Raw genomic sequence first — 24,606 nt, 5'->3', positions numbered from 1 at the left:
GTTTGAGCTACCAAGCCCGCCACATTCCGCGTATCCTGTTAGGACCGAACCGGCCGGTTGGCGGGGACTGGCGGTTCGAGATCTCGGAGGAAGACCCGCGGAGAAGTCGTGATGGCTAAAGGTACGGTCAAGTGGTTCAACCCGACGAAGGGTTATGGATTTATCCAGCCTGCGTCGGGAGGCAAGGATGTGTTCGTGCATATCTCGGCAGTGCAGAAGGCCGGTCTGTCGACCCTGAACGAGGGACAGACGGTTGAATACGAAGAGATCGCAAACCGGGGCAAGACCTCCGCAGAGAACCTCAAAGTATAAGCCCGCCAGCGTTTCGCTGCCTCCCGGACCGCTTCCGGGAGCGAGGCCAAAAAAATTTAGAAGACGGCCAGTGCATTCGACGACAGGCGTTGCGACTGCACACGGAGGGCTATTTTCCCGCGAAGACCGCTCATTCAACGCCACGGCAATGACAATCGCGACGGCACTTCGCTAACCCACCGGCAACGGTGCGTCGCGCTTGATCTCCTCCATCACCGCGTAGGTCCGCGTCTCGCGCACGCCCGGCATCGACAGCAGGGTCTCGCCGAGGAAGCGTCGATAGGCGGTCATGTCAGCAAGCCGCGCCTTCACAAGATAGTCGAAGCCGCCGGCAACCATGTGACACTCCAGCACTTCAGGCGCGAGCTTCACCGCGCGCGCAAAGCGCTCGAAATTGTCGGGCGTGGTCTTGTCGAGCAGCACCTCGACGAACACGAGCAAGCCGAGACCGAGCCGGTGCGGATTGAGCCGCGCGCCGTAGCCCTCGACAAAGCCCTCACGCTGCAGGCGCTTCAGCCGCTCGCCGATCGAGGTCGGCGACAGGCCGATGCGCTCGGCGAGCTCGACATTGGCGATCCGCCCGTCTTCCTGCAAAATCGAGAGGATCTTCCGGTCGATTCGATCCAGTTCCATATTTTATCTTGTCGACATGATATCTGACTTCATTTTCTAAGGCAAAATCGCTATTTTGTCTATCGAACTACGGTAACGCGGGCCTTATCCTGAATTTGAGCCACAGGACACGCCATGCCGAACATTCCGCCGCCCTTCACCGCCCCCTACGCCCCCGATGATGCCGAGATCGCCGCACGGCTGCTGCCGGCCTCGCATCTGGCCCCGCCGCAGGAGGCGCGGATCGACCGCACCGCGACGCGGCTGATCGAGGCGATCCGCAAGCGGGACGACCGCCTCGGCGGGGTCGAGGACATGCTGCGGGAGTTCGCGCTCTCGACCAAGGAGGGCCTCGCGCTGATGGTGCTGGCCGAGGCGCTGCTGCGCGTGCCTGATGCACGCACCGCCGACCAGTTCATCGAGGACAAGCTCGGCGAGGGCGACTTCATCCATCACGAGACCAAGTCCACGGCGTTCCTGGTCAACGCCTCGGCCTGGGCGCTTGGCCTGTCGGCGCGGGTGATCCAGCCCGGCGAGACGCCGGATGGCACCATCGGCCGGCTGGTGAAGCGGCTCGGCGCGCCGGCGGTGCGCACTGCCACGCGCCAGGCGATGCGGCTGATGGGCAATCATTTCGTGCTGGGCGAGACCATCGAGCAGGCGCTGGAGCGGGGCAAGCCGCGCTCCGGCCAGAAGCCGCGCTATTCCTTCGACATGCTCGGCGAAGGCGCTCGCACGGCGGCGGACGCCAAGCGCTATTTCGACGCCTATGCCAGCGCCATCGAGACCATCGGCAAGGCGGCAGGCCCCCATCCCCTGCCCGACCGGCCCGGCATCTCGGTCAAACTCTCGGCGCTGCATCCTCGCTTCGAGGCGATCAGCCGCGACCGTGTGATGCGCGAATTGGTGCCGCTGCTGCTGGACCTCGCGCAGCGCGCCAAGGCGGATGATCTGAACTTCACCGTCGATGCCGAGGAGGCCGACCGGCTGGAGCTGTCGCTCGACGTGATCGCGGCGACGCTCGCTGATCCCTCCTTGGCCGGCTGGGACGGTTTCGGGCTCGCGATTCAGGCCTATCAGAAGCGTGCCAGCGCGGTGATCGACTATGTCGATGCGCTCGCCCGCGCGCATGACCGTAAGCTGATGGTGCGGCTGGTCAAGGGCGCCTATTGGGACACCGAGATCAAGCGCGCGCAGGAGCGCGGGCTCGGCGGCTATCCCGTGTTCACGCGCAAGGCGATGACGGATCTGAATTACGTCGCCTGCGCGACGAAGCTTTTGGCCTTGCGGCCGCGCATCTTCCCGCAATTCGCCACCCATAACGCACTGACGGTCGCAACCGTGCTGGAGATGGCCGGCGGCAGCGGCGGCTTCGAATTCCAGCGCCTGCACGGCATGGGCGAAGCGCTCTACGAGCAGCTCGCCAAGGATCACCCCGATATCGCCTACCGCACCTATGCGCCGGTCGGCAGCCATCGCGATCTGCTGGCCTATCTGGTGCGGCGGCTGCTGGAGAACGGCGCGAACTCATCCTTCGTGGCGCAGGCCGCCGACTATCGCGTACCCATGTCGGCGCTGCTGCAGCGTCCGGCGGATGCCATCGTCCGGCCGCAAGCGGCGGCGCATCCCAGGATTCCGTTGCCGGGCAACCTGTTCGCGCCGGAGCGGCGCAATTCGCGCGGCGTCGAGTTCGGCGCGCGCGCCGCGCTCGAGCAATTGCTGACGGAGGTCAAGGCTGGGGCGATCGATCTCAAACCGATCGCTGACGCAGCGCCGGAGCAGGCCAATGCAGCGGTCGCAGCAAGCCGCGCCGGTTTTGCCGCCTGGAGCCGGACGCCTGCGGGCACACGTGCGGCGGCCCTGGAGCAGGCCGCGCATCTCCTGGAGAGCCGCAGCGCGCATTTCATCGCACTGCTGCAAGCCGAGGGTGGCAAGACACTCGACGACGCGCTGTCGGAGCTGCGCGAAGCCGCCGACTTCTGCCGCTATTATGCCGCGCAGGGCCGCAAGCTGTTCGGCGTTGATGCCGCTATGCCGGGCCCGACCGGCGAGAGCAATGCGCTTGGCCTGCGCGGCCGCGGCGTGTTCGTCGCGATCTCGCCCTGGAATTTTCCGCTGGCCATTTTCCTCGGTCAGGTCACGGCCGCGCTGATGGCCGGCAACAGCGTCGTGGCAAAACCCGCCGAGCAGACGCCGCGCATCGCGCGCGAGGCGGTCGCCCTGCTGCACGAGGCCGGCATTCCCAGGAGCGCGCTGCATCTCGTCACCGGGGACGGCCGCATCGGCGCGCTGCTCACCGCGCACCAGGATATCGCCGGCGTCGTCTTCACCGGCTCGACCGAGGTCGCGCGCAGCATCAACCGGACGCTCGCGGGCAAGGACGGGCCGATCGTGCCGCTGATCGCGGAGACAGGCGGCATCAACGCCATGATTGCCGATGCGACCGCGCTGCCCGAGCAGGTCGCCGACGATGTCGTGACCTCAGCGTTCCGCTCCGCCGGCCAGCGCTGCTCGGCGCTGCGGCTGCTGTTCGTGCAGGAGGACGTCGCAGACCGCATGATCGAGATGATCGCGGGCGCGGCGCGCGAACTGAAGATCGGCGATCCCGCAGATGTCGCAACCCATGTCGGTCCGGTGATCGACATTGAGGCCAAGCAGCGGCTCGATGCGCATATCGCGCGGATGAAGCGAGAGGCGCGGCTGCATTTTGCCGGCACCGCGCCGGAGGGCTGCTTCGTCGCCCCGCACATCTTCGAGCTCAGGGATGCCGGTCAGCTCACCGAGGAGGTGTTCGGCCCGATCCTGCACGTGGTGCGTTATCGCGCCGAGAACCTCGGCCACGTGCTGCAGTCGATCGAGCGCACCGGCTACGGGCTGACGCTCGGCGTCCACTCCCGCATCGACGACACCATCGAAGCCATCATCGACCGTGTGCAGGTCGGCAACATCTACGTCAACCGCAACATGATCGGCGCCGTCGTCGGCGTGCAGCCGTTCGGCGGCAACGGCCTGTCCGGAACCGGCCCCAAGGCCGGCGGCCCGCATTACCTCGCACGCTTTGCGACCGAGCAGACCGTGACAATCAACACCGCGGCAGCGGGCGGCAATGCGGCGCTGCTGGCGGGGGAGGAGTGAGGGGCGCTCCTGGAGGCGCCTTCACAGCACGCGCAATATCAGTTCCGTCATCCTGAGGTGCTCGTCCTGCGGTGTACCGCAGGACGAGCACCTCAGGGTGACGGGAGATGGTTTTAGATCCCTGGCTGACGTGCTGGATGTCGCGCAACGAGCCCTGCGCCCGGCGCCGTTGCATCCCGGCGAAACATCGGTCTAATGCTGCCATGACTTGGCCTGCGCCAATTCCAGCGCGCGGGAAACAACAAGAGCGAGGGAGCAACGCCGCGATGGAAAAAGGCATTTTTGCGGGGCTGAAGGTTCTGGACTGCGCGAGCTTCATCGCAGCGCCCGCGGCCGCGACCGTGCTGTCGGATTTCGGCGCCGACGTCATCAAGATCGAGCCGCCCGGCGCTGGCGACCCCTACCGCAATCTGCCCAACCTGCCCGGCTATCCCACCGGCGAGCACAATTTCGCCTGGCTGCTCGAGGCCCGCAACAAGAAGAGCATCGCGCTCGACCTCGCAAAGCCGGAGGCGCAGGCGGTGCTCTACAAGCTGGTGGAGGAGGCCGACGTCTTCATCACCAACATGCCGCCGCCTGTCCGCACCAAGCTCGGCATCACCTATGACCATCTCGCCCATCTCAACGACCGGCTGATCTACGCCTCCTTCACCGGCTATGGCGAGAAGGGCGAGGAAGCCAACAAGCCCGGCTTCGACAGCAACGCCTATTGGGCGCGCTCCGGCCTGATGGACCTCGTCCGCGCCGACATCGACACCACGCCGGCGCGCTCGGTCGCCGGCATGGGCGACCACCCCTGCGCCATGGCGTTCTACGGCGCCATCGTCACGGCGCTGTATCAGCGCGAGAAGACCGGCAAGGGCTCGCATGTCGCCTCCAATCTGATGGCGAACGGGCTGTGGGCGGCGAGCGTGCTGGCGCAGGCAAAGCTCTGCGGCGCAAAGTTCGGCGAGCGGCGCCCGCGCGAACGCGCGCTGAACGCGGTCGCCAACCACTACCAGTGCAAGGACGGCCGCTGGCTGATCCTGTCGCTGCTGAACGAGGAGAAGCAGTTTCCGACGCTGGCCAAATGCCTCGGACGCGAAGACCTGATCAATGATCCCCGCTTCGCCACCAAGGCCGACCGTCACGCTCGCTCGGTCGAGCTGATCAAGATATTGGACGAGACCTTCGCCACCAGGGATCTCTCCGAATGGCGAAAAATCCTCGACGGCAATGGCCTCGTGTTCGGCGTCGTCGCCATTCTGGACGACATCCCGAACGACAAGCAGATGCTCGACAACGAGGTGCTGGTGCCATTCGAGAACGACACCATGCTCACCATCTCCAGCCCGATCTGGATCGACGGCGCCAAGAAGGTCCAGCCGCGCAAGCCGCCTGCCGTCGGCGAGCACAGTGACGAGATTTTGCGCGCGGCGGGATACGACGAGGCGACGATCAAGCAGCTGCGCGGCTCGGGGGCGGTGGGGTAAGGCGGTCGCCTTAAACTTCGCTGTCGTCCCGGGGCGCGCAAAGCGCGAGCCCGGGATCCATAACCACAGGGGCGGTTATCGCGCGCGACTGGTCACTCCGAGTCTTCGCCAAACGCCTTCCTGTGGTTATGGGTCCCGGATCTGCGCTCCGCTTCGCTGCGCTTGTCCGGGACGACGTTGGCGAGGCGAACCGCGCAACAAAGCCCCGTCATTGCGAGCGCAGCGAAGCCAATCCAGAATCTCACCGCGGATGCATTGCTGGATTGCTTCGCTGCGCTCGCAATGACGGCGCGGGACCATCTCGGTATAACAATCGGCAGAACATCAATACCGCGAGGTCCCATGCCCAGTTATCGCCTGCACTACTTCCCCGAATCCGGCAACAGCTACAAGCTGGCATTGATGCTGACGCTTTGCGGCGAGACGTTCGAGCCGGTGTGGACCGACTTTGGCGGCGGCGTCACGCGCACCGCAGAATGGCGCAAGGCCGTCAACGAGATGGGCGAGATTCCCGTGCTCGAAGTGGACGGCGTGAAGATGACGCAGACCGCGCCGCTCCTCTTGAAGCTCGCCGAGCAGTACGGCCGCTTCGGCGCCGATACGGAGGAGGAAAAGTTCGAGCTGCTGCGCTGGCTGTTCTGGGACAACCACAAGCTCACCGGCTACATGGCGACCTATCGCTTCATGCGCGCCTTCACCGAGAAGAACGATCCGCAGGTGCTGAAGCATTTTCGCAGGCGGCTCGATGATTTCCTCGGCATTCTCGACGGACATCTCCAGCACAATGCCTTTGCGATCGGTACGAAGCCAACGGTCGCCGATATCTCGATGATGGCGTACCTGCACTATCCCAGCGACGAGCACGGCTTCGACTTCGCCACGAGCCATCCCGCGATCCACGCCTGGCTCGGCCGCATGGCCGCGCTACCCGGCTGGAAGCCGGCCTATGAGCTGCTGCCGGGAAAGCGGATGACGAATTACGCGAAGTGAGGGCTCTCTCTTTCCCCTCTCTCCGCACGCGGGGAGAGGCAAAGAGAAAACTACCTCAACGCCAGCCAGCCGAGTGTGAACAGAATGCCGCCGATGATGACGACCACCGCGACCGCCCAGATGCTGACGCGCACGCTGCCGGTGATCTGCTTGGCTTCCTCGTTGCGCGCGATCTCGCGATTGCGCATCTTGTTGGCTTCGCTCGTGTCCGTCATGGGTCATCCAAACCAGGTTGGAGGCGGCCTAACGCGTCTTGATGAAGCACATGCCGATGCGGCGCGAGGCCGCGGCAGCCTGACAGGTCAAGCCTGTAGCACAGCTCCATGACGTAAAACTCTCGTCCCGCCTTCCCGATCCCGCATCTTGCAAGGAACAATGCGCGCCCCAGCCGTCCTGATATTCGGTGCCGGCCAGCTCCGCGCTGCCGCGGCTCTGCGGCCGGCTGGCAAATCCGCGTGAGAAATCAGGGCGTTTGCCCGCGGCGAACGCGGTCAGGATGTCGCGGCGGCGCACCTGGTCGCCGATAAAATGCGGCGAGGCCGGCACGATGGTGGAATTGGACGGCTTGTCGGCGAGCCAGTCGACGCCCGGGAAATGGAAGCCGCCGATCCCTCGGGTCTGGTGGCAGCCGGCGCAGGTGACATCGTTGAGGCGGCGCTGGAAGCCCGCGACCGAGCGGATGTTCTGCAAGTCACCGCGCGCGGCCGCCTGCTTCAGCGCGCCGACCACGTCGTCGTCGGTGAAGACCGGATTGTCCTTGCCCTCCCCTTTTCCTTCCCCTTGCATCATGCCGAACTCCGGCTGCAACGGCGAAGCATCGAGGCCGGTCGGCGTCGGCACGACCGCGGCCTTGGCCAGGAACTTCTCGGGGATCAGCACTGTGCCGCGATCGAACTCGCGGAGATTTTCCGGCGCGAGCAGCCAGGACTTGAAATCGCGCCGGAGATCGTTGTCGGCAATGATCCGGTCGCGGTCGATCTGGTTCTCCAGCGTCGATTCCTCGAACGTCTTCGTCGTGGCGTTGTACTTGAAGACCTTGAGCAGATAGTCGGAGCGGAAATCGTGCAGTGCCGATTTCGGCGCGATCGAGATCTGGATGTTGGTCTCGATGCGGTCGACCATCGCGTCGTGAGGATAGAAGCGGCCGCCGATCAGCCCCTGCCAGTCGCCATTGTCGAGCCAGCGCCGCGCGACCTCGGCGCAGCTGACCGGCTTGCCGCTCGCATCTGTTTGGCGCGCGTCACGGGCCTTCAGCACCAGATTGAACGTCATCGGCAGCCGCGTCGCCGTCTTGGCGCCATCAGGCCCGGCATCGAAACGCGCCAGCCGGTAGATCAAGCGGATCTCGCCGCAGGACTCCTCCGCCACATAGGCGCGGTCCATGCGGTTGACGATGCCGGCCAGCACGAAACGCGTGTTCGGAGATTTCAGCACGGCCCGATCGAACAGCTGCACGTCAACGCCTTCGCCGACGCCGATGGTCTCGCTTGGAAAGGCGACTTTCTGCCGCGCGATGTAGCGGTCGAACTCCGCATCGATCGCGGGCGGAATATCCTTGAGCTGCGGCAGCCAGGCGAACAGCAGATCCGTCGTCAGCGGAAAGTTCGCGTTGCGCTCCGGCCATAACAGGCGCGAGATCGTCAGCTGGTCGTCCTGGTCGAGCTTGCGCAGCAGGTCGGGATCGGTGATCGCGGTTCCGCGCGTGAGCTGTGCGTTCTCAGCCGCCGACGGCGACGTGACGCCGCCGAACAACACGACGACAGCAACGAGAATTCTCAAGGCGCGGCTCATGCCTCAAGTAACACCGCGCGAGCGCGCCTATTCAAGCAAAAAGGCGCTTCACATGGTGGTGAAGCGCCTCTTCGAAAGTCGAATATCGAACGCTCAGCGCGCGACGATCAGGCCCTTGCTGGTAACGACCACCCAGCGGCCGTCCTGGCGGCGGATCGCGTCGACGCGGCCGACTCCGGGGATGGGGTCGCCGGCATAGACCTCATAGAGGCCGTCGCGGCCTTCGATCAGCGCGCCGCCATTGGCGACGTCGCGCAGCCTCCAGCCTTCGAGCGTCGGCAGGCGGCCGACCTCGGTCTTGGGCGCGGCGGGAACGGGCGCCGAAGCGGCAGCCGCGGTCGCAACCTGGGCCGGCGCGATCGAGCCGGTGGTCTCCTTGGGCGCCACGGCAGCGGCCTGCGCGGGAGCGGCAGGCGGCGTGGCCCGGAGCTTGTCGACGGTCTCGGACAGCTTTGCGAGCTTCGCCATCGGCTCGGCCTGCGCCTTCTCGAGCTTGTCGAGACGGTCATTGGCGCGGTTGAACTGGGTGAGGCCGGTCTTGGAGCTGTGCTCGACATTCGCCTTGAGCGCGACGAGGTCGGCATCGATCCGCGCGACGGACGCATCCAGCGCGCTGGTGTCGGCGACCTGCACCGGCGCGGCGGCCGGGGCGGCCGGGGCGGCAAAATGCATCATGCCGGCCGTTGCCAGCGCGCCGCTGATCGCACCGACGCTGGCCGCGATCGCCACCACGGCGGCCATGGCCGAGAGGCGACGCTTGCTGCCGGTCTCACGCGGCTCGTCCGCCTTCACATGCGGGGCGAACTCCTCGCGCTCCCAGGCGCGGTCGGCGGGCGGCATGACGATGAGCTTGCCGAGCTTCGGTTCGGGCTTGGATTCAGCCTTGACCTCGGTCTTGACCTCGCTCTTGGCTTCCAATTTCGGCACCTCGATCCGCGGTGGCTCAACCTTCGGGGCGTCTGCCTTCACCTGATCGGGCTTGGGCGGCGCTTCGTGGTCGGGGGCGATCGAGGGGGCGTCGATACTGGCGGCAGCCTCGACGGCCTGCGGCGCTGCGGCGTCGACAGCACCGGAATCCTGGGCAGCCTGCTCAGCCATTGGTTCGCTCACGGCTCAAATACTCCAGTCTGGATTGACCTTTTGGTAACTTTCATTGCTTGCGAAATCCTTACCTTCGGACCCGCTTACCGAAATTTTAGGAACTCATCCGGGGCTGAATTGGGCCGGGAACGTGGAACCGGTGTGGCGGGCGTGAAACAATTTGTAAGCGCGGCAAGATGAACGGCGGCGGAATGGACGCTGGGCGCCCTTTGAGGGCCGCTCCGCTCGTACCTCGGAGTGTCGGCGAGAGGGTCGGCCCCGCAGCTTCCACATCGTCATTGCGAGCGCAGCGAAGCAATCCAGAGTCTTTCCGCGGAGACGGTCTGGATTGCTTCGTCGCAAGGGCCCCTCGCAATGACGGAGTGAGTGGCGCCCGCTCCGTCCACATCACTCACCGTCACATCACCACCGGTGCATCCGGCAGCTCGTTCGCATGCGGGCCTTGCGGCGGGAAATGCCGTGCCAGCTCGCGCGACACCGCCGCGATGCCGCTGATCACGCCGCGCTCGAACTGGCCGGACCTGAACTCCGTCTCCATCGCGCGGCAGATGGTCTCCCACCCCGCCGCGCCCACCTTCGCGTCGACGCCGCGGTCGGCGATGATCTCGACGTCGCGGTCGGCGAGCAGGAGATAGATCAGGACACCGTTGTTGTGTGCGGTGTCCCAGATGCGCAAATGCGAGAACAGGTCGAGCGCGCGCTCGCGTGCCGGCTGGTTGCGGAACAGGGGGCGGCCGTCGAGCGCGCCTTCGACCACGAAGCGGACCTGGCCGGAATGGGTGGTCTCGCCCTGCCGGATGGCCTGTTGGATGCGGTCGAGCGCGGCCTGCGGGAAGATCTGCTTTGCCCGCCAATGATGCTGCACCAGGTGTCTGGCAATGCGCTTGATGCTCATGACCGCTACCAGCTCCCCGAGGCGCCGCCGCCACCAAAGCTGCCGCCACCGCCGCTGAAGCTGCCGCTGTCACTTGACGACGAACCGCCGCTCCAGCCGCCGGACGAGGAGCCGCTCGACCAGGAGCCGCCGCGCGAGCGGCCTGTGCCCGGCGTGATCGCCGAAAACAGATCAGCGACGAATCCGATGATGAAGCCGAGACCACCGAGCGCGAGGGCAAGTGCGAAAGACCCGAGAATGATCCAGGTCAGCGCGGCGATGATGCCTCCGGTTACGACCGATCCGAGCAGCCGCCCCAGCATTGCGCGGAAGGCCCCGCCTACGCCGATGGAGGCGAACAGCGTCACGATGAAGAGCGGCGCGAGATCGTCCAGGCTGCCGAAGTTCACGGTGGGCGAAGGAACCGGCAATGGCTCGCCGTCGATCACCTTGATCATGCGATCGACACCGTCCGAGATGCCGCCGCCAAAATCGCCGGTCCTGAATTTCGGTGTGATGATCTCGTCGATGATGCGCCGCGAGGTGACGTCGGTCAGCGCGCCTTCGAGGCCGTAGCCGACCTCGATGCGCAGGTGACGGTCGTTCTTGGCGACGATGAGGATCGCGCCGTCGTCGATCTTCTTGCGGCCGAGCTTCCAGGCCTCCGCGACGCGGATCGAGTACTGCTCGATCGTCTCCGGCTGCGTGGTCGGCACGATCAGGACGGCGACCTGGCTGCCCTTGCGCGTCTCGAAATCGCGCAGCTTTTGGGAGAGCGCGGCGATGTCGCCGCTGGAGAGCGTGCCGGTCTGGTCGACCACGCGGCCGGTGAGCTGGGGAACGGCGACGTCGGCGGAGGCGGGGAGCGCGAGCGACAGCAGGAACGCTACGAGAATGGCTGCACGCCACCACACACTCAGGGTCATCGCCCGGCTTGACCGGGCGATCCAGTATTCCAGAGACGCCGGCGGACTATGGAGAAGCCGCGGCGTACTGGATTCCCCGCTTTCGCGGGGAATGACAGTGGTGGGCGTGGCGCGCATCTGTGCGAACGCGGCTACTTCGACGGCGCCGGGTTGAAATCCACCTTCGGCGCAGTCGAGATCTCCTTCTCGTTCTCGACCGAGAAGTTCGGCTTCTCCTTGTAGCCGAACGTCACCGCGGTGAGGTTGGTCGGGAACGAGCGGATGGTGACGTTGTAGTCCTGCACCGCCTTGATGTAGCGGTTGCGCGCCACCGTGATGCGGTTCTCGGTGCCCTCCAGCTGGGACATCAGATCCTTGAACAGGGCGTCCGACTTCAGCTGCGGATAATTCTCGGTGACGACCAGCAGGCGCGACAGCGCGCTGGAGAGCTCGCTTTGGGCGGCCTGGAATTTCTGAAAGGCAGCGGGGTCGTTCAGCACCTCCGGCGTCGCCTGGATGCTGCCGACCTTGGCGCGGGCATTGGTGACCCCAAGCAGCACGTCCTTCTCCTGCTGGGCAAAGCCCTTCACCGAGTTGACGAGGTTGGGCACGAGATCGGCGCGGCGCTGATACTGGTTCACGACCTCGGACCAGTTGGCCTTGATCTGCTCGTCCTCGCTCTGGATCGCGTTGTAGCCGCAATTGGTCAGGCTCAGCGAAGCCAGCGCCGCCAGCACGGTGAGGATCTTGCGCATTAAATTTCTCCCGGTGGAATCTCGTGCAAACTACCAGATTGAGCGCGCGAGACGCCAGACCTCTTGGAGACGCGGAAAGCAGCCGACTGACGCAAGCCCCTTGCCTATCCCTGGCCGACATTGTCAACTCGGGCACAACAAGAACATCAACGCCAGGGAACGCCAAGGGGAACGCGATGAGCTCGTTCGAGACCATCCTCGTGGAGCGGCCGGAGCCGGCGATCACGCGGGTCGTGATGAACCGGCCCGAGGCGCGCAACGCACAGAACCTGCAGATGACCTACGAGCTCAACGCCGCCTTCGATGCGGCGGTGCAGGACGATGCGGTCAAGGTCATCATTCTCGCCGGCAGCGGCCCGCACTTCTCGTCCGGCCACGATCTGCGTCCCGGCGGCAAGAACGCCGCCGGCGTCGATTTCCCGCCGATCGGAAATTGGGGCGGCTTCGCTGAACCGAACGCACATGGCCGCTTCGCGCGCGAGCAGGAAATATATCTCCAGATCACACGGCGCTGGCGGAACCTGGCCAAACCGACGATTGCCGAGGTGCACGGCAAGTGCATCGCGGGCGGCTTGATGCTGGCCTGGGCCTGTGACCTCATCGTCGCCAGCGACGATGCGCAGTTTTGCGATCCCGTCGTCACCATGGGTGTCTGCGGCGTCGAATGGTTCGTGCATCCCTGGGAGCTGGGTGCGCGCAAGGCCAAGGAGTTTTTGTTCACCGCCGACAGCTGGAGTGCCGAGGAGGCGCACCAGCTCGGCATGGTCAATCAGGTCGTACCGCGTGCGGAATTGTCGGCGCGCGTGCTGGAGCTGGCGCGCCGGATCGCATCAAAACCGTCCTTCGCGCTGAAGCTGACCAAGGAAGCCGTGAACCGCTCGGTCGACGTGATGGGCCAGCCCGCCGCGATCGACCAGGCCTTTGCGCTGCATCAGCTCTGTCACGCCCACAATCTCCAGGAGTTCGGCATGATCGTCGATCCATCCGGCCTGCATCCCTCCGTGCGCAAGCCGCCGGCGGCCGCGGAGTAGATGCGATGGACCTGAACCTCAGTGACGAGCAGCGGCTGCTGCGCGAGAGCGCGGACCGCTTCGTGGCCGAAAGCTACGATGCGGACCATCGCCGCAAGATGGCGAGTGATCCGCTTGGTTACAGCCCTGCAGTTTGGAAGCAGTTTGCCGAGCTCGGCTGGTTGGCGCTGCCGATTCCCGAAGAGTTCGGCGGGCTCGGCGCCGGCGCGGTCGAGATCGGCATCTTGATGGAAGCCTTCGGCCGCGGGCTGGTGTCGGAGCCCTATGTGGCAACGGTCGTGCTGGGCGCGGCGCTCATCGAGCGATGCGGCAGTGCAGCCCAGAAACAGGGAATCCTGCCCAAGGTCGCCGACGGCTCACTGAAGCTCGCCTTTGCGCATTCCGAACGCGCGGCGCGGTTCGATCTCGCCAAGGTCGCGACCACCGCGAACAAAACGGAGCAAGGCTGGCGCCTTGCCGGAAACAAGATCACCGTGCTCGACGGGCACGCCGCCGATGAGATCATCGTCTCCGCGCATCTCCATGATCATCGCGGCCCGTCGGGGCGGATCGGTCTGTTCCTGGTCCCGGCGACGGAACCTGGCCTTATCATCAGCGACTATCCTCGTCTCGGCGGCGGGCACGCCTGCAACATCGAACTATCAGACGTGCATCTGCCTGAAGACGCCTTGCTCGGCGACGGCAGCGATGCGCTGCCCGCGATCGAATGGGCGGTCCACCGCGCCATGGCCGCATTAGGCGCGGAAGCCGTCGGCATCATGCAGACGCTGCTGGACATCACGCTCGAATACACCAAGATCCGCAAGCAATTCGGCCGACCGCTCTCGGCCAACCAGGTCATCCGCCATCGCCTCGCCGACATGGCGATGCAGGTCGACGAGGCGCGCTCGATGGCGCTGCGGGCTGCGTTGAAGGCAGATAGCCCGCCGGTCGAACGCGCGCGCGCCGCCTCCGGTGCGAAGGCCAAGATCGGCAGATGCGCGCGCTTCGTCGGCGAACAGTCGATCCAGCTTCACGGCGGCATGGGCGTCACCGAGGAGCTCGAGGTCGGCGCCTATTTCAAGCGCCTCGTCGCCTTCGACACGCTGTTCGGCGGCAGCGCCCATCACTATGCCCGCCACGCGCAGCTCGGCCGTACGGCCTGACAAGGGGAGCGCATCATGGATCTCTCTTTCAATGCCGAGGAGCGCGCCTTCCAGAGCGAGGTGCGCGGCTTCATCGCCAAAAATCTCACCGACGAGATGAAGCGTGCGACCGCGCTGACGCCATCGGTGTTCTCTGATCCTGATATCGGCATGGCCTGGCAGCGCGCGCTGCACAGGCAGGGCTGGGGCGCGCCGGGCTGGCCGGTCGAATATGGCGGCCCGGACTGGACGCCGGCACAGCGCTGGATTTTTGAGACCGAATCCGCGCGCGCGGGCGTGCCGAATGTCAACGTGATGGGCGTGAAGATGGTCGGGCCGGTCATCATCGGCTTCGGCAGCCCTGAGCAGAAGAATTTTTACCTGCCGCGAATTCTTTCAGGTGAAGACTATTGGTGCCAGGGCTACTCAGAGCCGGGCTCCGGCTCCGACCTCTCCTCGCTGAAGACGCGCGCGGTGCGCGACGGCGACGACTACATCATCAACGGCACAAAAATATGGACCACGCATGCCCACCACGCCAACCGCATGTTCGCGCTGGTGCGCACCAGCGACGGGCCGCGGCAACAGGACGGCATCAGCTTCATCCTGATCGACATGAAGACGCCGGGTATCACGACGCGGCCGATCCTCACCATCGGCGGCGACCACGAGGTCAACCAGGTGTTCTTCGACGACGTGCGCGTGCCGGTGGCCAACCGCGTCGGCGAGGAAGGCAAAGGCTGGACCTACGGCAAATATCTGCTGGAGTTCGAGCGCGGCTCCGGCATTGCCTCGGCGAAGCTGCGCGAGGGGCTGAAGGCGATCGCGGATCTTGCTGCATCCGATTTGACCGGGCGCGCGATCGACAGCCCTGACATCGCAACGCGCATCTCCGAAGTCGAGGTCGACATCGACGCGCTGGAGATGACGGAGCTGCGCGTGCTCTCGGCGCTGCAGACCGGACAGAATCCCGGCGCGGTGTCGTCGATCCTGAAGCTGCGCAACAGCGAGATCCGCCAGGCCGTGACGCGCCTCGGCGTCGACGTGATCGGCTACGACGCCCTCGCCGTCGAGCCGATGCGCCCGCTCTACAGGCTCAACCACGAGCCGGCGATCCCGGAGGACACGCTGACGGTGGTGCCGGAATATCTCAACGGCCGGGCGTACACGATCTTCGGCGGCACCTCGGAGATCCAGCGCGACATCATCGCGAAGATGATGCTGGGGATTTAGCCCCAGCAGTCGCCTCATTCTCCGCCGTCGTCCCGGCGCAGGCCGGGACCCATACTCCCAGGGAGGAGTGTGGCGCGAGATGGTCATGACCAATCTTCGCCAAACTGGATTCGGTGGTTATGGGTCCCGGCCTGCGCCGGGACGACACCGAATTTGAGGCTTCAGCTAAGCCCCTAACCCACCTTCGCATCCCTGATCGCCTGCCAGATCTTCTGCGGCGTCAGCGGCGTATTCAGCTGGGTGATGCCGAGCTCGGCGAGCGCGTCCATCACACCGTTGGTGACGCAGGGAGGGCCGCCGATGGCGCCGGATTCGCCGCAGCCCTTGGCGCCGAGCGGATTGGTGCGGCAGGGCGCGGTGTCGTCGAGCGTCACCACGATCGGCGGCACGTCATCGGCGCGCGGGATGCAGTAATCCTGGTAGCTGGCGGTGAGGAGCTGGCCGTCCGGATCGTAGGAGACGCCCTCATAGAGCGCCTGGCCGATACCTTGCGCGACGCCCCCGTGGATCTGGCCGGTGACCAGCATCGGGTTGACCGCGACGCCGACGTCGTCGACGGTGGTGTAGCGCACGACCTTGGACACGCCGGTCTCGGGGTCGATCTCGACCTCGCAGATATGCGTGCCGTTCGGCCAGCTCGGTCCATCCACCTCGCCTTCCGAATCGACGGTGAGCTTGGCGCCGCTTTCCTTCTCGGCGAGATCGAACAGGCTGATGCGGCGATCGGTGCCGACCACGGTGAGCATGCCGCCCTGATATTCGATGTCCTCGACCGAGGTCTCCAGCACGTTGGCCGCCTTCTCGCGTGCCTTCTGGATCAGGTCGCTGGAGGAGACCGCGACCGCCGTGCCGCCGACGAACAGCGAGCGCGAGCCGACGCTGCCAAAACCCATCGCGAGATCGGTGTCGCCCTGGACCACGTCGATCTTGTCGAGGGGAATGCCGAGCGAGTCGGAAATCATCTGGGTGTAGGTGGTCTGCAGCCCCTGCCCCATCGCCATGGTGCCGGAATGCAGCACCACGCGCCCTTGCGAGGTCGCGTGCAGGCTGACCTTCTCGGTGTGGGCGCGGCCACCGGTCCATTCGATGTAGGAGGTGAGCCCGCGGCCGTAGAGCATGCCCTTCTTCTTGGCGGCCTTCTTGCGCGCGGCAAAGCCGTCCCAGTCGGCGAGCTTGACGGCACGGTCGAGCATGTGCGCGAAGGCGCCGGAATCGTAGACCTGGCCGGCCGCATTGGTGTAGGGCAGCTGCGCCGGCTTGATGTAGTTGGCTTTCCGGATCGCGCGCGGATCCATGCCGATCTTTCGCGCGGCGGCGTCGAACAGGCGCTCGACGATGAAGACCGCTTCGGGACGGCCGGCGCCGCGATAGGCGCCGACAGGCGCGGTGTGGGTCATCACCGATTGCACCTCGAAATGCACCAGCGGCAGATCGTAGACGCCGGTCTGCACGAACGGCCCGAGCACCAGCGGAATGATGTTGGCCGCGCCTGAGGAGTACGCACCGGTGCAGCCGATCGACTTGACGCGATAGGCCAGCACCTTGCCCCTCTCGTCGAGCGCGAACGACGCCGTCGAGGTGAGATCGCGGCCATGGGTGCCGCCGACGAACTCGTCGGTGCGGTCGCCGCGCCAGCGGATCTTCTTGTTCAGCTTGGTCGCGGCGTAGGCGACGATGCCGTCCTCGGGATAGAGGTTGGTCTTCTGGCCAAAGCCACCGCCGATGTCGCCGACCAGCACGCGGACGCTGTCCTTGGGACGCTTCAGCACGGCTTCCGCCAGCACGTCGCGGGTCGAGGCCGGCGTCTGCGACTGCACGTGCAGCAGGAGACGGCCGGTCTTCTTGTCGATCTCGGCGATGGTCGAGCGCGGCTCCATCGCGGAAGGCACCAGGCGCTGGCTGACGAGATCGAGCTCGACCGTATGCGCAGCCTTGGCAAAGGCCTCGTCGACCTTGGCGGCATCGCCGTAAGCCATCGCGCCGACGATGTTGTCGGGCGCCTCGGGCCACACCACGGGCGCGCCGGGCTTTACGGCTTCCACCGGATCCACCACTGCGGGCTGCACGTCATATTCGACCACGATTGCCTCGGCCGCGCTCTGCGCTTCGGTGCGCGAGGCGGCCACCACCGCCGCCACCGCTTCGCCGGCGTAGCGCACGATCTCATGGGCGAGCAGCCGGCGCGGCGGCACCGTCATCGGCTTGCCGTCGGGGCGCTTGAAGATGCTCAAGGTCGGGATGACGCCGATGTCGTCCTTGACGAGGTCGGCACCGGTGTAGACCGCGGCGACGCCAGGCATCGCGACCGCCGCGCTGGTGTCGATCGAGACGATCTTCGCATGCGCATGCGGCGAACGCAGCACGTACAACCAGAGCGCGCCGTCTTCCGGCTTGTCGTCGATGAATTGCCCCTTCCCGGTCAGCAGCCGCTGGTCTTCCAAACGCTTGACGGGCTGGCCCGCTCCGAAACGCAAATTGCCGGGAAGAATGTTCATTCCGTGGGATCCTCAGGGTCTTTTCGAAACTGCGGGCAGCCTTTTAGCGGATCGATCAGGGGCATGCCAGCCGCGGTTTTGGGCGGGATATCCACGATTTCGGCATGCCGTCCCTGCGACTTCGTAGGGTGGGCAAAGGCGCGCTTGCGCCGTGCCCACCATCGCTCAACGGACGCGATCAGAATGGTGGGCACGCTTCGCTTTGCCCACCCTACGGCACTGAGGATTGTCATTCCGGGGCGTCCGAAGGACGAACCCGGAATCTCGAGATTCCGGGTTCGATGCTGCGCATCGCCCCGGAATGACGGCTCAGCCCAACTCCCTCAGCGCGGCCTCCACCACCTTGCGCGCATCAGCGTTCAGCGCGGCTTGCGGCGGGACGGGATCGCCGACGTCGTAGCCCTGGATTGCAAGGCCGGCCTTGATGCAGGCCGCGAGGTTGAAGCGGGCAAAGGCCTCATTGATACGCCACAGCCGACGCTGGAGCGCCATGGCCTCGTCCCAGCGGCCGGCCTTGCAGAGGTCGTAGAGCTTAACGCTCTGGCGCGGGATGATGCAGGCCGGCCCGGCCATCCAGCCGAGGCCGCCGATCAGCATGACCGCCGCAGGGATATGGGCGGAGGCCGAGAACACCCGCAAGCCATCGCCGCAGCGGTTCATGATCGAGAGCAGCCGGCCGGTGTTGGTCGAGGCGTCCTTGATGTAGCCGATGCGCGGATGCTCCGCGAGCCGCGCGATCACGTCGAGGGTCAGATCGGAGCGCTGGAATTGCGGATTGGTGTAGATGACGAGGGGAATGTCCACGGCATCCGCGATCGCGCGGAAGTAGGATTCGACCTGGGCATCGGCGAGCGGGAAATAGGCTTCCAGGATCGCCAGGATGCCGTCGGCGCCGAGCTTCTGATAGGCCCGTGCCTGCGCCACCGCATCCGCAGTCGAGGTGGAGGCGACGCCGGCCACGACCGGCACGCGGCCCTTTGCGGCTTCGATCGTGGTCTGCACGATCGCGCTCCGCTGCGCGGCATTGAGATAGGCGAACTCGCCGGTCGAACCGAGCGGCGTCAGTCCGTGCACGCCGGCAGCGATCAGGTCGTCGCAGAGCTTCGCGAGCACGTTCGTCCGAACCGTGCCGTCGGCATCGACGGGGGAGACGAGGTAGGGAAAGACGCCGTGGAATTCGGACATGTCGGGGGCTCCGGAAGCTGGCACCCCTGAGGTCTTAGCAATGCCCGTCCCGGCGATCAAACCTTGAGCAAGCGTACCCGCGTGCCCCAGGGATCGATCGCCTCAACGCCATCCGCAAGCGCCGTGACCTTCACGCCGCTCTTGCGCAGGCGGTCTTCCTGAGCGGCGAGCAGCTCCTGCTTCGCCATCACCAGCGAGAACCAGGCGAGACCAGTCGTGGAATCGTCGCGCTGGCCGGCGCCCTGGCTCTGCCAGACATTCATGCCGAGGTGATGGTGGTAGCGACCCGACGACAGGAACGCCGCGCCATTGCGCTTGCGGGTCGGGTCGAGGCCGACCGTGCCGTGATAGAAGCGCTCGGCCTCGGCGAGATCGCCGACGCGCAGATGCATATGGCCGACGCGCATACCGTCCGGCGCCCTGGCGTAATCAGGAACGCGTGTGTTGGTCAGCGACAGCAAGTCGGGAATGTTGAGCTCGTCCGTCGCCATCTTCACGCTGCCCTCGCTCCACTGCCATTGCGAGGGATCGCGATCGGCATAGACCTCGATGCCGTTGCCTTCGGGGTCGTCGAGATAGACGGACTCGCTGACGAGGTGATCGGCAAAGCCCGACAGCTTCACGCGGTGCGAGGCGGCGTGGACCAGCCAGCGCGCGAGGTCCTTACGGGTCGGCATCAGGAAGGCGGTGTGGTAGAGGCCGGCGGCGCTGCGCGATTCAATCGCAGCATCGGGACGGGCTTCCAGCACCAGCAGCGTGATGCCGCCAGTGCCGAGCTTCGCGCCCGCCGCCGAGCGTTCCATCACGGTGAGCCCGATCACGTCGCGGTAGTAGTCGGCAACCGTATCGAGATTCTTGACCCGGAGCGTCACCATGCCGACCCGCATCGGCGTGCGGCTGGCATAGGTCGGGCCGCCGCCCTGCGGGTTGCCCTCGGCACGCGCCGCGGTTGCGGCCGCCATCGCAAGCGAGGTGGCACCGGCGAGGTGAAGCAGGGTGCGGCGGGTGAGATCGATGGTCATCAGTCGGGGCTCGCTGAAATCCTTGAGGCCATAGGGCGCAATTTCGGGATTGCTACACGTTCCCGTGAGGCGCTCCCAATCACATGTTCGTCGGCCGTGGTCCTACGGAGGCCTGCCTCTTTCCTGGCCACCCGGCCAGTTTCGCAATCGCCCGCGGCATCCCAGATTGAGGACAACTTACAGGAGCCCGCCATGACCGATTCCAGCCCCCCGTCCTCACTGTCGTCCGCGCTCTCGGACGTGGTGGCGCGCATCGCGCCGTCCGTCGTCTCCGTGCATTCGCACCGCTCCCGCTCGACCGGCTTCGTCTGGAAGAGCGGCCTCATCATCACCGCCGACGAGGCACTGGCCGACGAGGGCGAGGTCGAGATCGGCCTCGCCGACGGCAGCCGGGTCGCCGCCACGATTGTCGGCCGCGACCACACGACCGACATCGCATTGCTGCGCGCCGACATCGCCGTTGCGCCTGTGAAGCTGGCCACCACAGTCCCACCGCTCGGTGCCTTGTCGATCGTGGTCGCCACCCATCGCGAGACGCCGAGCGCGGCGCTCGGGATGGTCTCGGCGTCCGGCAAGAGCTGGCGCTCCCTGCGCGGCGGCGACATCGATGCCCGGATCGAGCTCGACGTCCGTCTGCGCGAAAGCCAGCAGGGCGGCCTGGCGCTCGACGCATCGGGCGACGCCTTCGGCATGGCCGTGCTCGGGCCGCGGCGAGTACTCGTCATTCCGACCGCGACGATCGAGCGTATCGCTCCGCAGCTCGAGACGCGCGGCCGCATCGCCCGCGGATATCTCGGGCTCGGGCTCCAGCCGGTGCGGCTCGACGACGGCATCGGCGCGATGGTGATGAATGTCGACAAGGCCGGACCTTCGGCCGCGGCCGGCATCCGCCAGGGCGACGTGATCGTGGCGGTCAACGACCAGAAACTGTCAGGCGTGCGCGCGCTGTCGCGGACGCTCGGTCCTGCCAGCGTCGGCGCCGTGGTCGATGTCGCGGTGCGCCGCGGCGGCGAGCCGGTCAGCTTCAAGGTCACTGTCGGCGAGAGGCCGGAGGCGTGAGCGCGGACAAGACGGCCGAGATCGTGCTCGCGCTGGAGATCGACGATCCTGCGCTGGCCGATCGCCTGACGGCGCTGCTCGACAATGTCAGCGGGATTCGCCTCGCCGGGCCCGGTGAGCAGGCCGCGGCGACGGTCGTCGCCCGCGATCCGCGCAGCATGCCTGAGGACATCGCGCTGACGCAGCGCGAGCTCGACGTGCTGGCGCTGATGGCCGAGGGCTCGTCCAACAAGATGATCGCGCGTCAGCTCGGCATCTCCGTGCATACCGTGAAATTCCACGTCGGCTCGCTGCTCGACAAGCTGGACGCCACCGGCCGCACCGATGCTGTCGCGCATGCGGCACGCCGCGGCGTGATCGAGCTCTGAGCGGCATGGATCAATCGCCGACGGCCATCTGCGCCAGCGCGCACATGCGGTCGGTGTCGACGACGCGGCCGTGGCTGATGACGACGCGCGGGGGGCTGTGGAAACGCAGCGCCTCGGTGACGTCGCCCTGATCGAGCACGACCAGATTGGCCGCGCAGCCGAGCCCGAGGCCGTAGCGTTCCAGATTCATCGCCGTGGCTGCGCGCGTGGTGATCATGTCGTAGAGCGTCTCGAACTCGCCCTTCCCGGTCATCCAGAGCAGATGCGAGGCGAGGAACGCCACTTCCAGCATGTTGTTGCGGCCGAGCGGATAGTAGGCGTCGGAGATATCGTCCTGGCCGAGGCAGACATTGATGTCGGCGGCCAGCAGGTCCTTCACGCGCGCATGCAGCGGCCCGTTGTGGGGATTGCTCACGACGCTGACGCGGGCCTCTCCGAGCAGCGCCATCAATTCACGGAAATAATTGTCGGGATAGAGGGCCATCGCCCGGCAGTGATGCGCGAGCGCCCGGCCCTCGACGCCCCGAGCGATCACCGCGCGCGCCATCATGTCGAGCGTGCGCATATTGGCGTCACCGACGTCATCCAGCAGCATCGAGACGTCGGCCCCGTGCTGGGCCGCGAGGTCGAAGCAGAAATCGATGTGGCGGCGCCGGTCCTCTTCATCGGCCTCGATCCAAGGAATGCCGCCGACGATATCGGCCCCGAGCGTCATCGCCTTGCGCATCAGGTCGTCCGCGCCCGGCTCGCGAAACAGGCCGTCCTGCGGGAACGCCACGACCTGGATATCGACGATGCCGCGAAATTCCTCGCGAATGGCAAGCAGTGCCTTGATGCCCTCGAGCCGGGCCTTGGTGTCGACATCGGCGAAGGCGCGAATGTGGAGATTGCCGTGGAGCGCGGCGAGCGCCACCGCACGCCGCGCGTTCGGGACGATCCAGGACGCGTCATAGTTGTTCTTCACCACCGCGGCGAGCTCGACCGCCTTTGCCGCCTCGCTCATGCCGCCGCCCTGATAGGCCGCGAGCTCCGCCTCGGACATCATCGGCAGGGTCCAGACCTTGCAGAGATGCAGATGCGGATTGACGAACGCGGGCGTGACCAGACCGCCTCTGGCATCGACGAAGGATTGGGCGCCGGTCTGCAGCCGGCTGCCGATTGCGGTGATCACGCCATCGATGATCCCTATGTCCACGATCTCGCGGCTGCGCGTGCGGGCGTTGGTGATGACGAGGTCTGGCAGGCGGGACATTGCAGGACTTCCACTCGATACCAGGGCGATCATGCAAGTTGGGTGCCGGTATGCGGAAACCGGAGCCGGACGGTCAGGCCCGGCGCATTCTCATGCAGTGCAATCTCGGCGCCATGAAGGCGCACGACGGCGGCGACGAGGCTGAGACCGAGGCCGTTGCCCGGCGTGTAGCGGCTCTGCTCGAGCCGGTAGAAGCGCTTGAAGACGTGATCGCGAGCCTCGGTGGGAATGCCCGGTCCGTCGTCGGCGATCGCGATCGCCGCGCCGCCATCTGCATTGCGGCAGGTCACCGTCACCTGCCCACCCTTGCGCCCGTGCTTGATGGCGTTGTCGACGAGATTGGCGACGGCGTCGAACAGCAGGTCGCGGTCGCCCGTGATCGGCACTTCGCGGTCGCCGTCGAGACTGAGGCGGGTTGCGACCTGTTCGGCGGCGGCGTCGTAGAGCTCGACGACCTCGCCTGCGATCTCGGTCAGGTTCAACGCACGAAAGGCGCTCCGGCGCGCGCGAGTCTCGATCTCCGAGATCCGCGTGATGGATGCGAACATGCCGAGCACGGCATCGAGATCGGCGATGGTGTCGCCGATCAGCGCCGCGTCGGCCTCGCTGTTGCGCGGCGTATGATAGGCCTTCTCGAGCCGGCCGCGCATGCGCGTCAGCGGCGTGCGCAAATCGTGGGCGACGTTGTCGCTGACCTGCTTGACCTCGCCCATCAGCGTCTCGATGCGGTCCAGCATCTGGTTGAGGTTTTCGGCGACGCGGTCCCACTCGTCGTGACTGCCGCGCAACGGGATGCGCCGGTCGAGGCCCGACAGCATGATGGCACGGCTGGTCGCGTTGATCTCCTCGATCCGGCCCACCGTGCGGCGCGTCACCAGCACCGCCGCAAGGCCGGCGAGGACGAGGAGCAGCACGGCGACCGCGACCATCGCAAGCTCGATCATGCCGGTGAAGCCGTCGTGATCGACGGCAGCTCCGAGACGGCGCTCCACGTAGGCGAGCGTTCCGACATAGACGTAGGCCATGATCGCCGCGACGATCAGCCCGAACGCCGCGATCGCCATCAGCGCCAGACGGAAGGTCGAGGAGCGGAGCGTCTTAGCCAGGAGCACGGAGGCAATATCCGATGCCGCGGATGGTATGGATCAGCGGATAGGCCTGGGCATCATCGACCTTGCGGCGGACGCGGCCGACATAGACGTCGATGATGTTGGTGGAAGGATCGAAATGCAGGTCCCAGACGTGCTGGAGCAGCATCGCGCGGGAGACGACGCGGCCCTCGTTGCGGACGAGATATTCGAGCAGCTGGAATTCCCGCGGCAGCAGCGGAATCTTGCGGCCGCGGCGGCTGGCGCTGCGTGCGATCAGGTCGATGGCGAGGTCGCCAACGCGCAGCAGCGTCTCCTTGGCGATGGTGTCGCTGCGGCGGCCGAGGGCCTCCAGCCGCGCCAGCAGCTCGACGAAGGAGAACGGCTTGACCAGATAGTCGTCGCCGCCGGCGCGCAAGCCCCGGACGCGGTCGTCGACCTCGCCGAGCGCGGAGATGATCAGGAAGGGCGCGGCAATGCCATCGTCGCGCAACTGGCGCATCACGGTGATGCCGTCGATGTCGGGCAGCATGCGGTCGATGGTGATCACGGCATAGTCGCGCGCGACGCCGTGGCTGAGGGCCTCGCGCCCGGTGGCGGCGAGATCGACGTCATAGCCAGAGGTCGTCAGCTCCTCGACGAGCTGGCCTGCGGTTTCCGGATCGTCCTCGACGACCAGGATGCGGCGGTGACCTCCGGTCATGCGAAACTCCGCGCGACGATCGCCACCAGACTATCCCGTTCCGGGGCTGAGCGGAACTGCCCGATGGCGATCGCGACAATGGTGCGGTACGGCGATGCG

At 66.1% G+C, this 24,606-nt stretch carries 22 protein-coding genes; 9 read left to right on the top strand and 13 right to left on the bottom strand.

Going from position 1 to position 24,606, the window contains the following annotated elements; all coding sequences use genetic code 11:
* The first annotated feature begins 111 nt into the window (after nucleotides 1–111).
* Entirely contained in the window at nucleotides 112–312 is a 201-nt protein-coding gene (locus IQ16_RS10830; RefSeq protein ID WP_008563500.1) for a cold-shock protein, read from the top strand.
* Between the two features lie 171 nt (nucleotides 313–483).
* On the opposite strand, the gene IQ16_RS10825 is transcribed toward IQ16_RS10830, so the two are convergent.
* Nucleotides 484–945, bottom strand: coding sequence for an Lrp/AsnC ligand binding domain-containing protein (locus IQ16_RS10825; RefSeq protein WP_018643717.1), 462 nt, complete (start codon nucleotides 943–945; stop codon nucleotides 484–486).
* A gap of 114 nt (nucleotides 946–1,059) precedes the next feature.
* Between IQ16_RS10825 and putA the strand changes: the two genes are divergently transcribed.
* The 3 genes from putA to IQ16_RS10810 all read left to right on the top strand — a co-directional run bounded on the left by putA (nucleotide 1,060) and on the right by IQ16_RS10810 (nucleotide 6,521).
* The gene (gene putA, locus IQ16_RS10820) at nucleotides 1,060–4,059 is read left to right on the top strand and encodes a bifunctional proline dehydrogenase/L-glutamate gamma-semialdehyde dehydrogenase PutA (protein ID WP_018643718.1); all 3,000 of its coding nucleotides are present in this window, start codon (nucleotides 1,060–1,062) and stop codon (nucleotides 4,057–4,059) included.
* Between the two features lie 266 nt (nucleotides 4,060–4,325).
* Complete coding sequence (locus tag IQ16_RS10815) at nucleotides 4,326–5,531, top strand: CaiB/BaiF CoA transferase family protein (RefSeq protein WP_018643719.1); 1,206 nt, start codon at nucleotides 4,326–4,328, stop codon at nucleotides 5,529–5,531.
* A 342-nt stretch (nucleotides 5,532–5,873) separates the two neighbouring features.
* The gene (locus IQ16_RS10810) at nucleotides 5,874–6,521 is read left to right on the top strand and encodes a glutathione S-transferase family protein (RefSeq protein ID WP_018643720.1); all 648 of its coding nucleotides are present in this window, start codon (nucleotides 5,874–5,876) and stop codon (nucleotides 6,519–6,521) included.
* A 50-nt stretch (nucleotides 6,522–6,571) separates the two neighbouring features.
* On the opposite strand, the gene IQ16_RS45560 is transcribed toward IQ16_RS10810, so the two are convergent.
* From IQ16_RS45560 to IQ16_RS10780, 6 genes are all read right to left on the bottom strand, one after another.
* Nucleotides 6,572–6,736: a hypothetical protein gene (locus IQ16_RS45560; RefSeq protein ID WP_018643721.1), complete on the bottom strand. Its 165-nt coding sequence runs from the start codon at nucleotides 6,734–6,736 to the stop codon at nucleotides 6,572–6,574.
* 28 nt (nucleotides 6,737–6,764) lie between these two features.
* A complete protein-coding gene (locus tag IQ16_RS10805; protein WP_018643722.1) occupies nucleotides 6,765–8,312 on the bottom strand; it encodes a hypothetical protein in 1,548 nt (515 codons plus the stop codon).
* A gap of 93 nt (nucleotides 8,313–8,405) precedes the next feature.
* Nucleotides 8,406–9,410: a hypothetical protein gene (locus IQ16_RS10800; RefSeq protein ID WP_018643723.1), complete on the bottom strand. Its 1,005-nt coding sequence runs from the start codon at nucleotides 9,408–9,410 to the stop codon at nucleotides 8,406–8,408.
* Between the two features lie 400 nt (nucleotides 9,411–9,810).
* Nucleotides 9,811–10,308 (bottom strand): TPM domain-containing protein, encoded by a 498-nt coding sequence (locus IQ16_RS10795; RefSeq protein WP_018643724.1) that lies wholly within the window; start codon nucleotides 10,306–10,308, stop codon nucleotides 9,811–9,813.
* 5 nt (nucleotides 10,309–10,313) lie between these two features.
* Nucleotides 10,314–11,213, bottom strand: a complete 900-nt coding sequence (locus IQ16_RS10790; RefSeq protein ID WP_018643725.1) for a TPM domain-containing protein — start codon at nucleotides 11,211–11,213, stop codon at nucleotides 10,314–10,316.
* A gap of 131 nt (nucleotides 11,214–11,344) precedes the next feature.
* Nucleotides 11,345–11,947: a LemA family protein gene (locus IQ16_RS10780; RefSeq protein ID WP_018643726.1), complete on the bottom strand. Its 603-nt coding sequence runs from the start codon at nucleotides 11,945–11,947 to the stop codon at nucleotides 11,345–11,347.
* 176 nt (nucleotides 11,948–12,123) lie between these two features.
* On the opposite strand from IQ16_RS10780, the gene IQ16_RS10775 reads away from it, so the two are divergent.
* Genes IQ16_RS10775 through IQ16_RS10765 form a run of 3 tightly spaced genes read left to right on the top strand, consistent with a single transcriptional unit; the run spans nucleotide 12,124 to nucleotide 15,335 of the window.
* Nucleotides 12,124–12,978, top strand: a complete 855-nt coding sequence (locus IQ16_RS10775; protein ID WP_018643727.1) for an enoyl-CoA hydratase — start codon at nucleotides 12,124–12,126, stop codon at nucleotides 12,976–12,978.
* 5 nt (nucleotides 12,979–12,983) lie between these two features.
* Nucleotides 12,984–14,123, top strand: coding sequence for an acyl-CoA dehydrogenase family protein (locus IQ16_RS10770; RefSeq protein WP_018643728.1), 1,140 nt, complete (start codon nucleotides 12,984–12,986; stop codon nucleotides 14,121–14,123).
* A gap of 15 nt (nucleotides 14,124–14,138) precedes the next feature.
* Complete coding sequence (locus IQ16_RS10765) at nucleotides 14,139–15,335, top strand: acyl-CoA dehydrogenase family protein (RefSeq protein WP_018643729.1); 1,197 nt, start codon at nucleotides 14,139–14,141, stop codon at nucleotides 15,333–15,335.
* A 173-nt stretch (nucleotides 15,336–15,508) separates the two neighbouring features.
* Here IQ16_RS10765 and IQ16_RS10760 read toward each other — a convergent pair whose 3' ends face one another.
* From IQ16_RS10760 to IQ16_RS10745, 3 genes are all read right to left on the bottom strand, one after another.
* Nucleotides 15,509–17,830, bottom strand: coding sequence for a xanthine dehydrogenase family protein molybdopterin-binding subunit (locus IQ16_RS10760; RefSeq protein ID WP_026312098.1), 2,322 nt, complete (start codon nucleotides 17,828–17,830; stop codon nucleotides 15,509–15,511).
* Between the two features lie 309 nt (nucleotides 17,831–18,139).
* Entirely contained in the window at nucleotides 18,140–19,015 is an 876-nt protein-coding gene (locus tag IQ16_RS10750) for a dihydrodipicolinate synthase family protein (RefSeq protein WP_018643730.1), read from the bottom strand.
* A 56-nt stretch (nucleotides 19,016–19,071) separates the two neighbouring features.
* On the bottom strand, nucleotides 19,072–20,037 hold the full coding sequence (locus IQ16_RS10745; protein WP_018643731.1) for a VOC family protein: 966 nt from the start codon (nucleotides 20,035–20,037) through the stop codon (nucleotides 19,072–19,074).
* Between the two features lie 192 nt (nucleotides 20,038–20,229).
* Here IQ16_RS10745 and IQ16_RS10740 point away from each other — a divergent pair, with 192 nt between their 5' ends.
* Nucleotides 20,230–21,096 (top strand): S1C family serine protease, encoded by an 867-nt coding sequence (locus IQ16_RS10740; RefSeq protein WP_018643732.1) that lies wholly within the window; start codon nucleotides 20,230–20,232, stop codon nucleotides 21,094–21,096.
* A complete protein-coding gene (locus IQ16_RS10735) occupies nucleotides 21,093–21,464 on the top strand; it encodes a response regulator transcription factor (protein WP_018643733.1) in 372 nt (123 codons plus the stop codon). Before IQ16_RS10740 ends, IQ16_RS10735 begins: the two co-directional genes overlap by 4 nt.
* A 10-nt stretch (nucleotides 21,465–21,474) precedes the next feature.
* On the opposite strand, the gene IQ16_RS10730 is transcribed toward IQ16_RS10735, so the two are convergent.
* From IQ16_RS10730 to IQ16_RS10720, 3 genes are read right to left on the bottom strand one after another with little or no spacing between them, the layout of a single operon-like run.
* Nucleotides 21,475–22,716 (bottom strand): amidohydrolase family protein, encoded by a 1,242-nt coding sequence (locus tag IQ16_RS10730; protein WP_035666633.1) that lies wholly within the window; start codon nucleotides 22,714–22,716, stop codon nucleotides 21,475–21,477.
* A 29-nt stretch (nucleotides 22,717–22,745) separates the two neighbouring features.
* Nucleotides 22,746–23,828 (bottom strand): sensor histidine kinase, encoded by a 1,083-nt coding sequence (locus tag IQ16_RS10725; RefSeq protein WP_018643735.1) that lies wholly within the window; start codon nucleotides 23,826–23,828, stop codon nucleotides 22,746–22,748.
* The gene (locus IQ16_RS10720) at nucleotides 23,815–24,507 is read right to left on the bottom strand and encodes a response regulator transcription factor (protein ID WP_018643736.1); all 693 of its coding nucleotides are present in this window, start codon (nucleotides 24,505–24,507) and stop codon (nucleotides 23,815–23,817) included. Before IQ16_RS10720 ends, IQ16_RS10725 begins: the two co-directional genes overlap by 14 nt.
* Nucleotides 24,508–24,606 lie beyond the last annotated feature (99 nt).

It is taken from the genome of Bradyrhizobium huanghuaihaiense, assembly GCF_007830635.1.
Classification (GTDB): domain Bacteria; phylum Pseudomonadota; class Alphaproteobacteria; order Rhizobiales; family Xanthobacteraceae; genus Bradyrhizobium; species Bradyrhizobium huanghuaihaiense.
The sequence above is the reverse complement of the archived record's forward strand: the minus strand, read 5'-3'. Positions and strand labels throughout refer to the sequence as shown.

Bases quoted from the DNA above. Each gene is read 5' to 3' on its own strand.
- IQ16_RS10810 (WP_018643720.1), top strand. From the start codon at position 5,874: ATGCCCAGTTATCGCCTGCACTACTTCCCCGAATCCGGCAACAGCTAC.
- IQ16_RS10770 (WP_018643728.1), top strand. From the start codon at position 12,984: ATGGACCTGAACCTCAGTGACGAGCAGCGGCTGCTGCGCGAGAGCGCG.
- IQ16_RS10800 (WP_018643723.1), bottom strand. From the start codon at position 9,410: ATGGCTGAGCAGGCTGCCCAGGATTCCGGTGCTGTCGACGCCGCAGCG.
- IQ16_RS10815 (WP_018643719.1), top strand. From the start codon at position 4,326: ATGGAAAAAGGCATTTTTGCGGGGCTGAAGGTTCTGGACTGCGCGAGC.
- IQ16_RS10730 (WP_035666633.1), bottom strand. From the start codon at position 22,716: ATGTCCCGCCTGCCAGACCTCGTCATCACCAACGCCCGCACGCGCAGC.
- IQ16_RS10740 (WP_018643732.1), top strand. From the start codon at position 20,230: ATGACCGATTCCAGCCCCCCGTCCTCACTGTCGTCCGCGCTCTCGGAC.
- IQ16_RS45560 (WP_018643721.1), bottom strand. From the start codon at position 6,736: ATGACGGACACGAGCGAAGCCAACAAGATGCGCAATCGCGAGATCGCG.
- IQ16_RS10775 (WP_018643727.1), top strand. From the start codon at position 12,124: ATGAGCTCGTTCGAGACCATCCTCGTGGAGCGGCCGGAGCCGGCGATC.
- IQ16_RS10825 (WP_018643717.1), bottom strand. From the start codon at position 945: ATGGAACTGGATCGAATCGACCGGAAGATCCTCTCGATTTTGCAGGAA.
- IQ16_RS10745 (WP_018643731.1), bottom strand. From the start codon at position 20,037: ATGACCATCGATCTCACCCGCCGCACCCTGCTTCACCTCGCCGGTGCC.
- IQ16_RS10760 (WP_026312098.1), bottom strand. From the start codon at position 17,830: ATGAACATTCTTCCCGGCAATTTGCGTTTCGGAGCGGGCCAGCCCGTC.
- IQ16_RS10720 (WP_018643736.1), bottom strand. From the start codon at position 24,507: ATGACCGGAGGTCACCGCCGCATCCTGGTCGTCGAGGACGATCCGGAA.
- IQ16_RS10750 (WP_018643730.1), bottom strand. From the start codon at position 19,015: ATGTCCGAATTCCACGGCGTCTTTCCCTACCTCGTCTCCCCCGTCGAT.
- IQ16_RS10790 (WP_018643725.1), bottom strand. From the start codon at position 11,213: ATGACCCTGAGTGTGTGGTGGCGTGCAGCCATTCTCGTAGCGTTCCTG.
- IQ16_RS10795 (WP_018643724.1), bottom strand. From the start codon at position 10,308: ATGAGCATCAAGCGCATTGCCAGACACCTGGTGCAGCATCATTGGCGG.
- IQ16_RS10765 (WP_018643729.1), top strand. From the start codon at position 14,139: ATGGATCTCTCTTTCAATGCCGAGGAGCGCGCCTTCCAGAGCGAGGTG.
- IQ16_RS10780 (WP_018643726.1), bottom strand. From the start codon at position 11,947: ATGCGCAAGATCCTCACCGTGCTGGCGGCGCTGGCTTCGCTGAGCCTG.
- IQ16_RS10805 (WP_018643722.1), bottom strand. From the start codon at position 8,312: ATGAGCCGCGCCTTGAGAATTCTCGTTGCTGTCGTCGTGTTGTTCGGC.
- putA (WP_018643718.1), top strand. From the start codon at position 1,060: ATGCCGAACATTCCGCCGCCCTTCACCGCCCCCTACGCCCCCGATGAT.
- IQ16_RS10830 (WP_008563500.1), top strand. From the start codon at position 112: ATGGCTAAAGGTACGGTCAAGTGGTTCAACCCGACGAAGGGTTATGGA.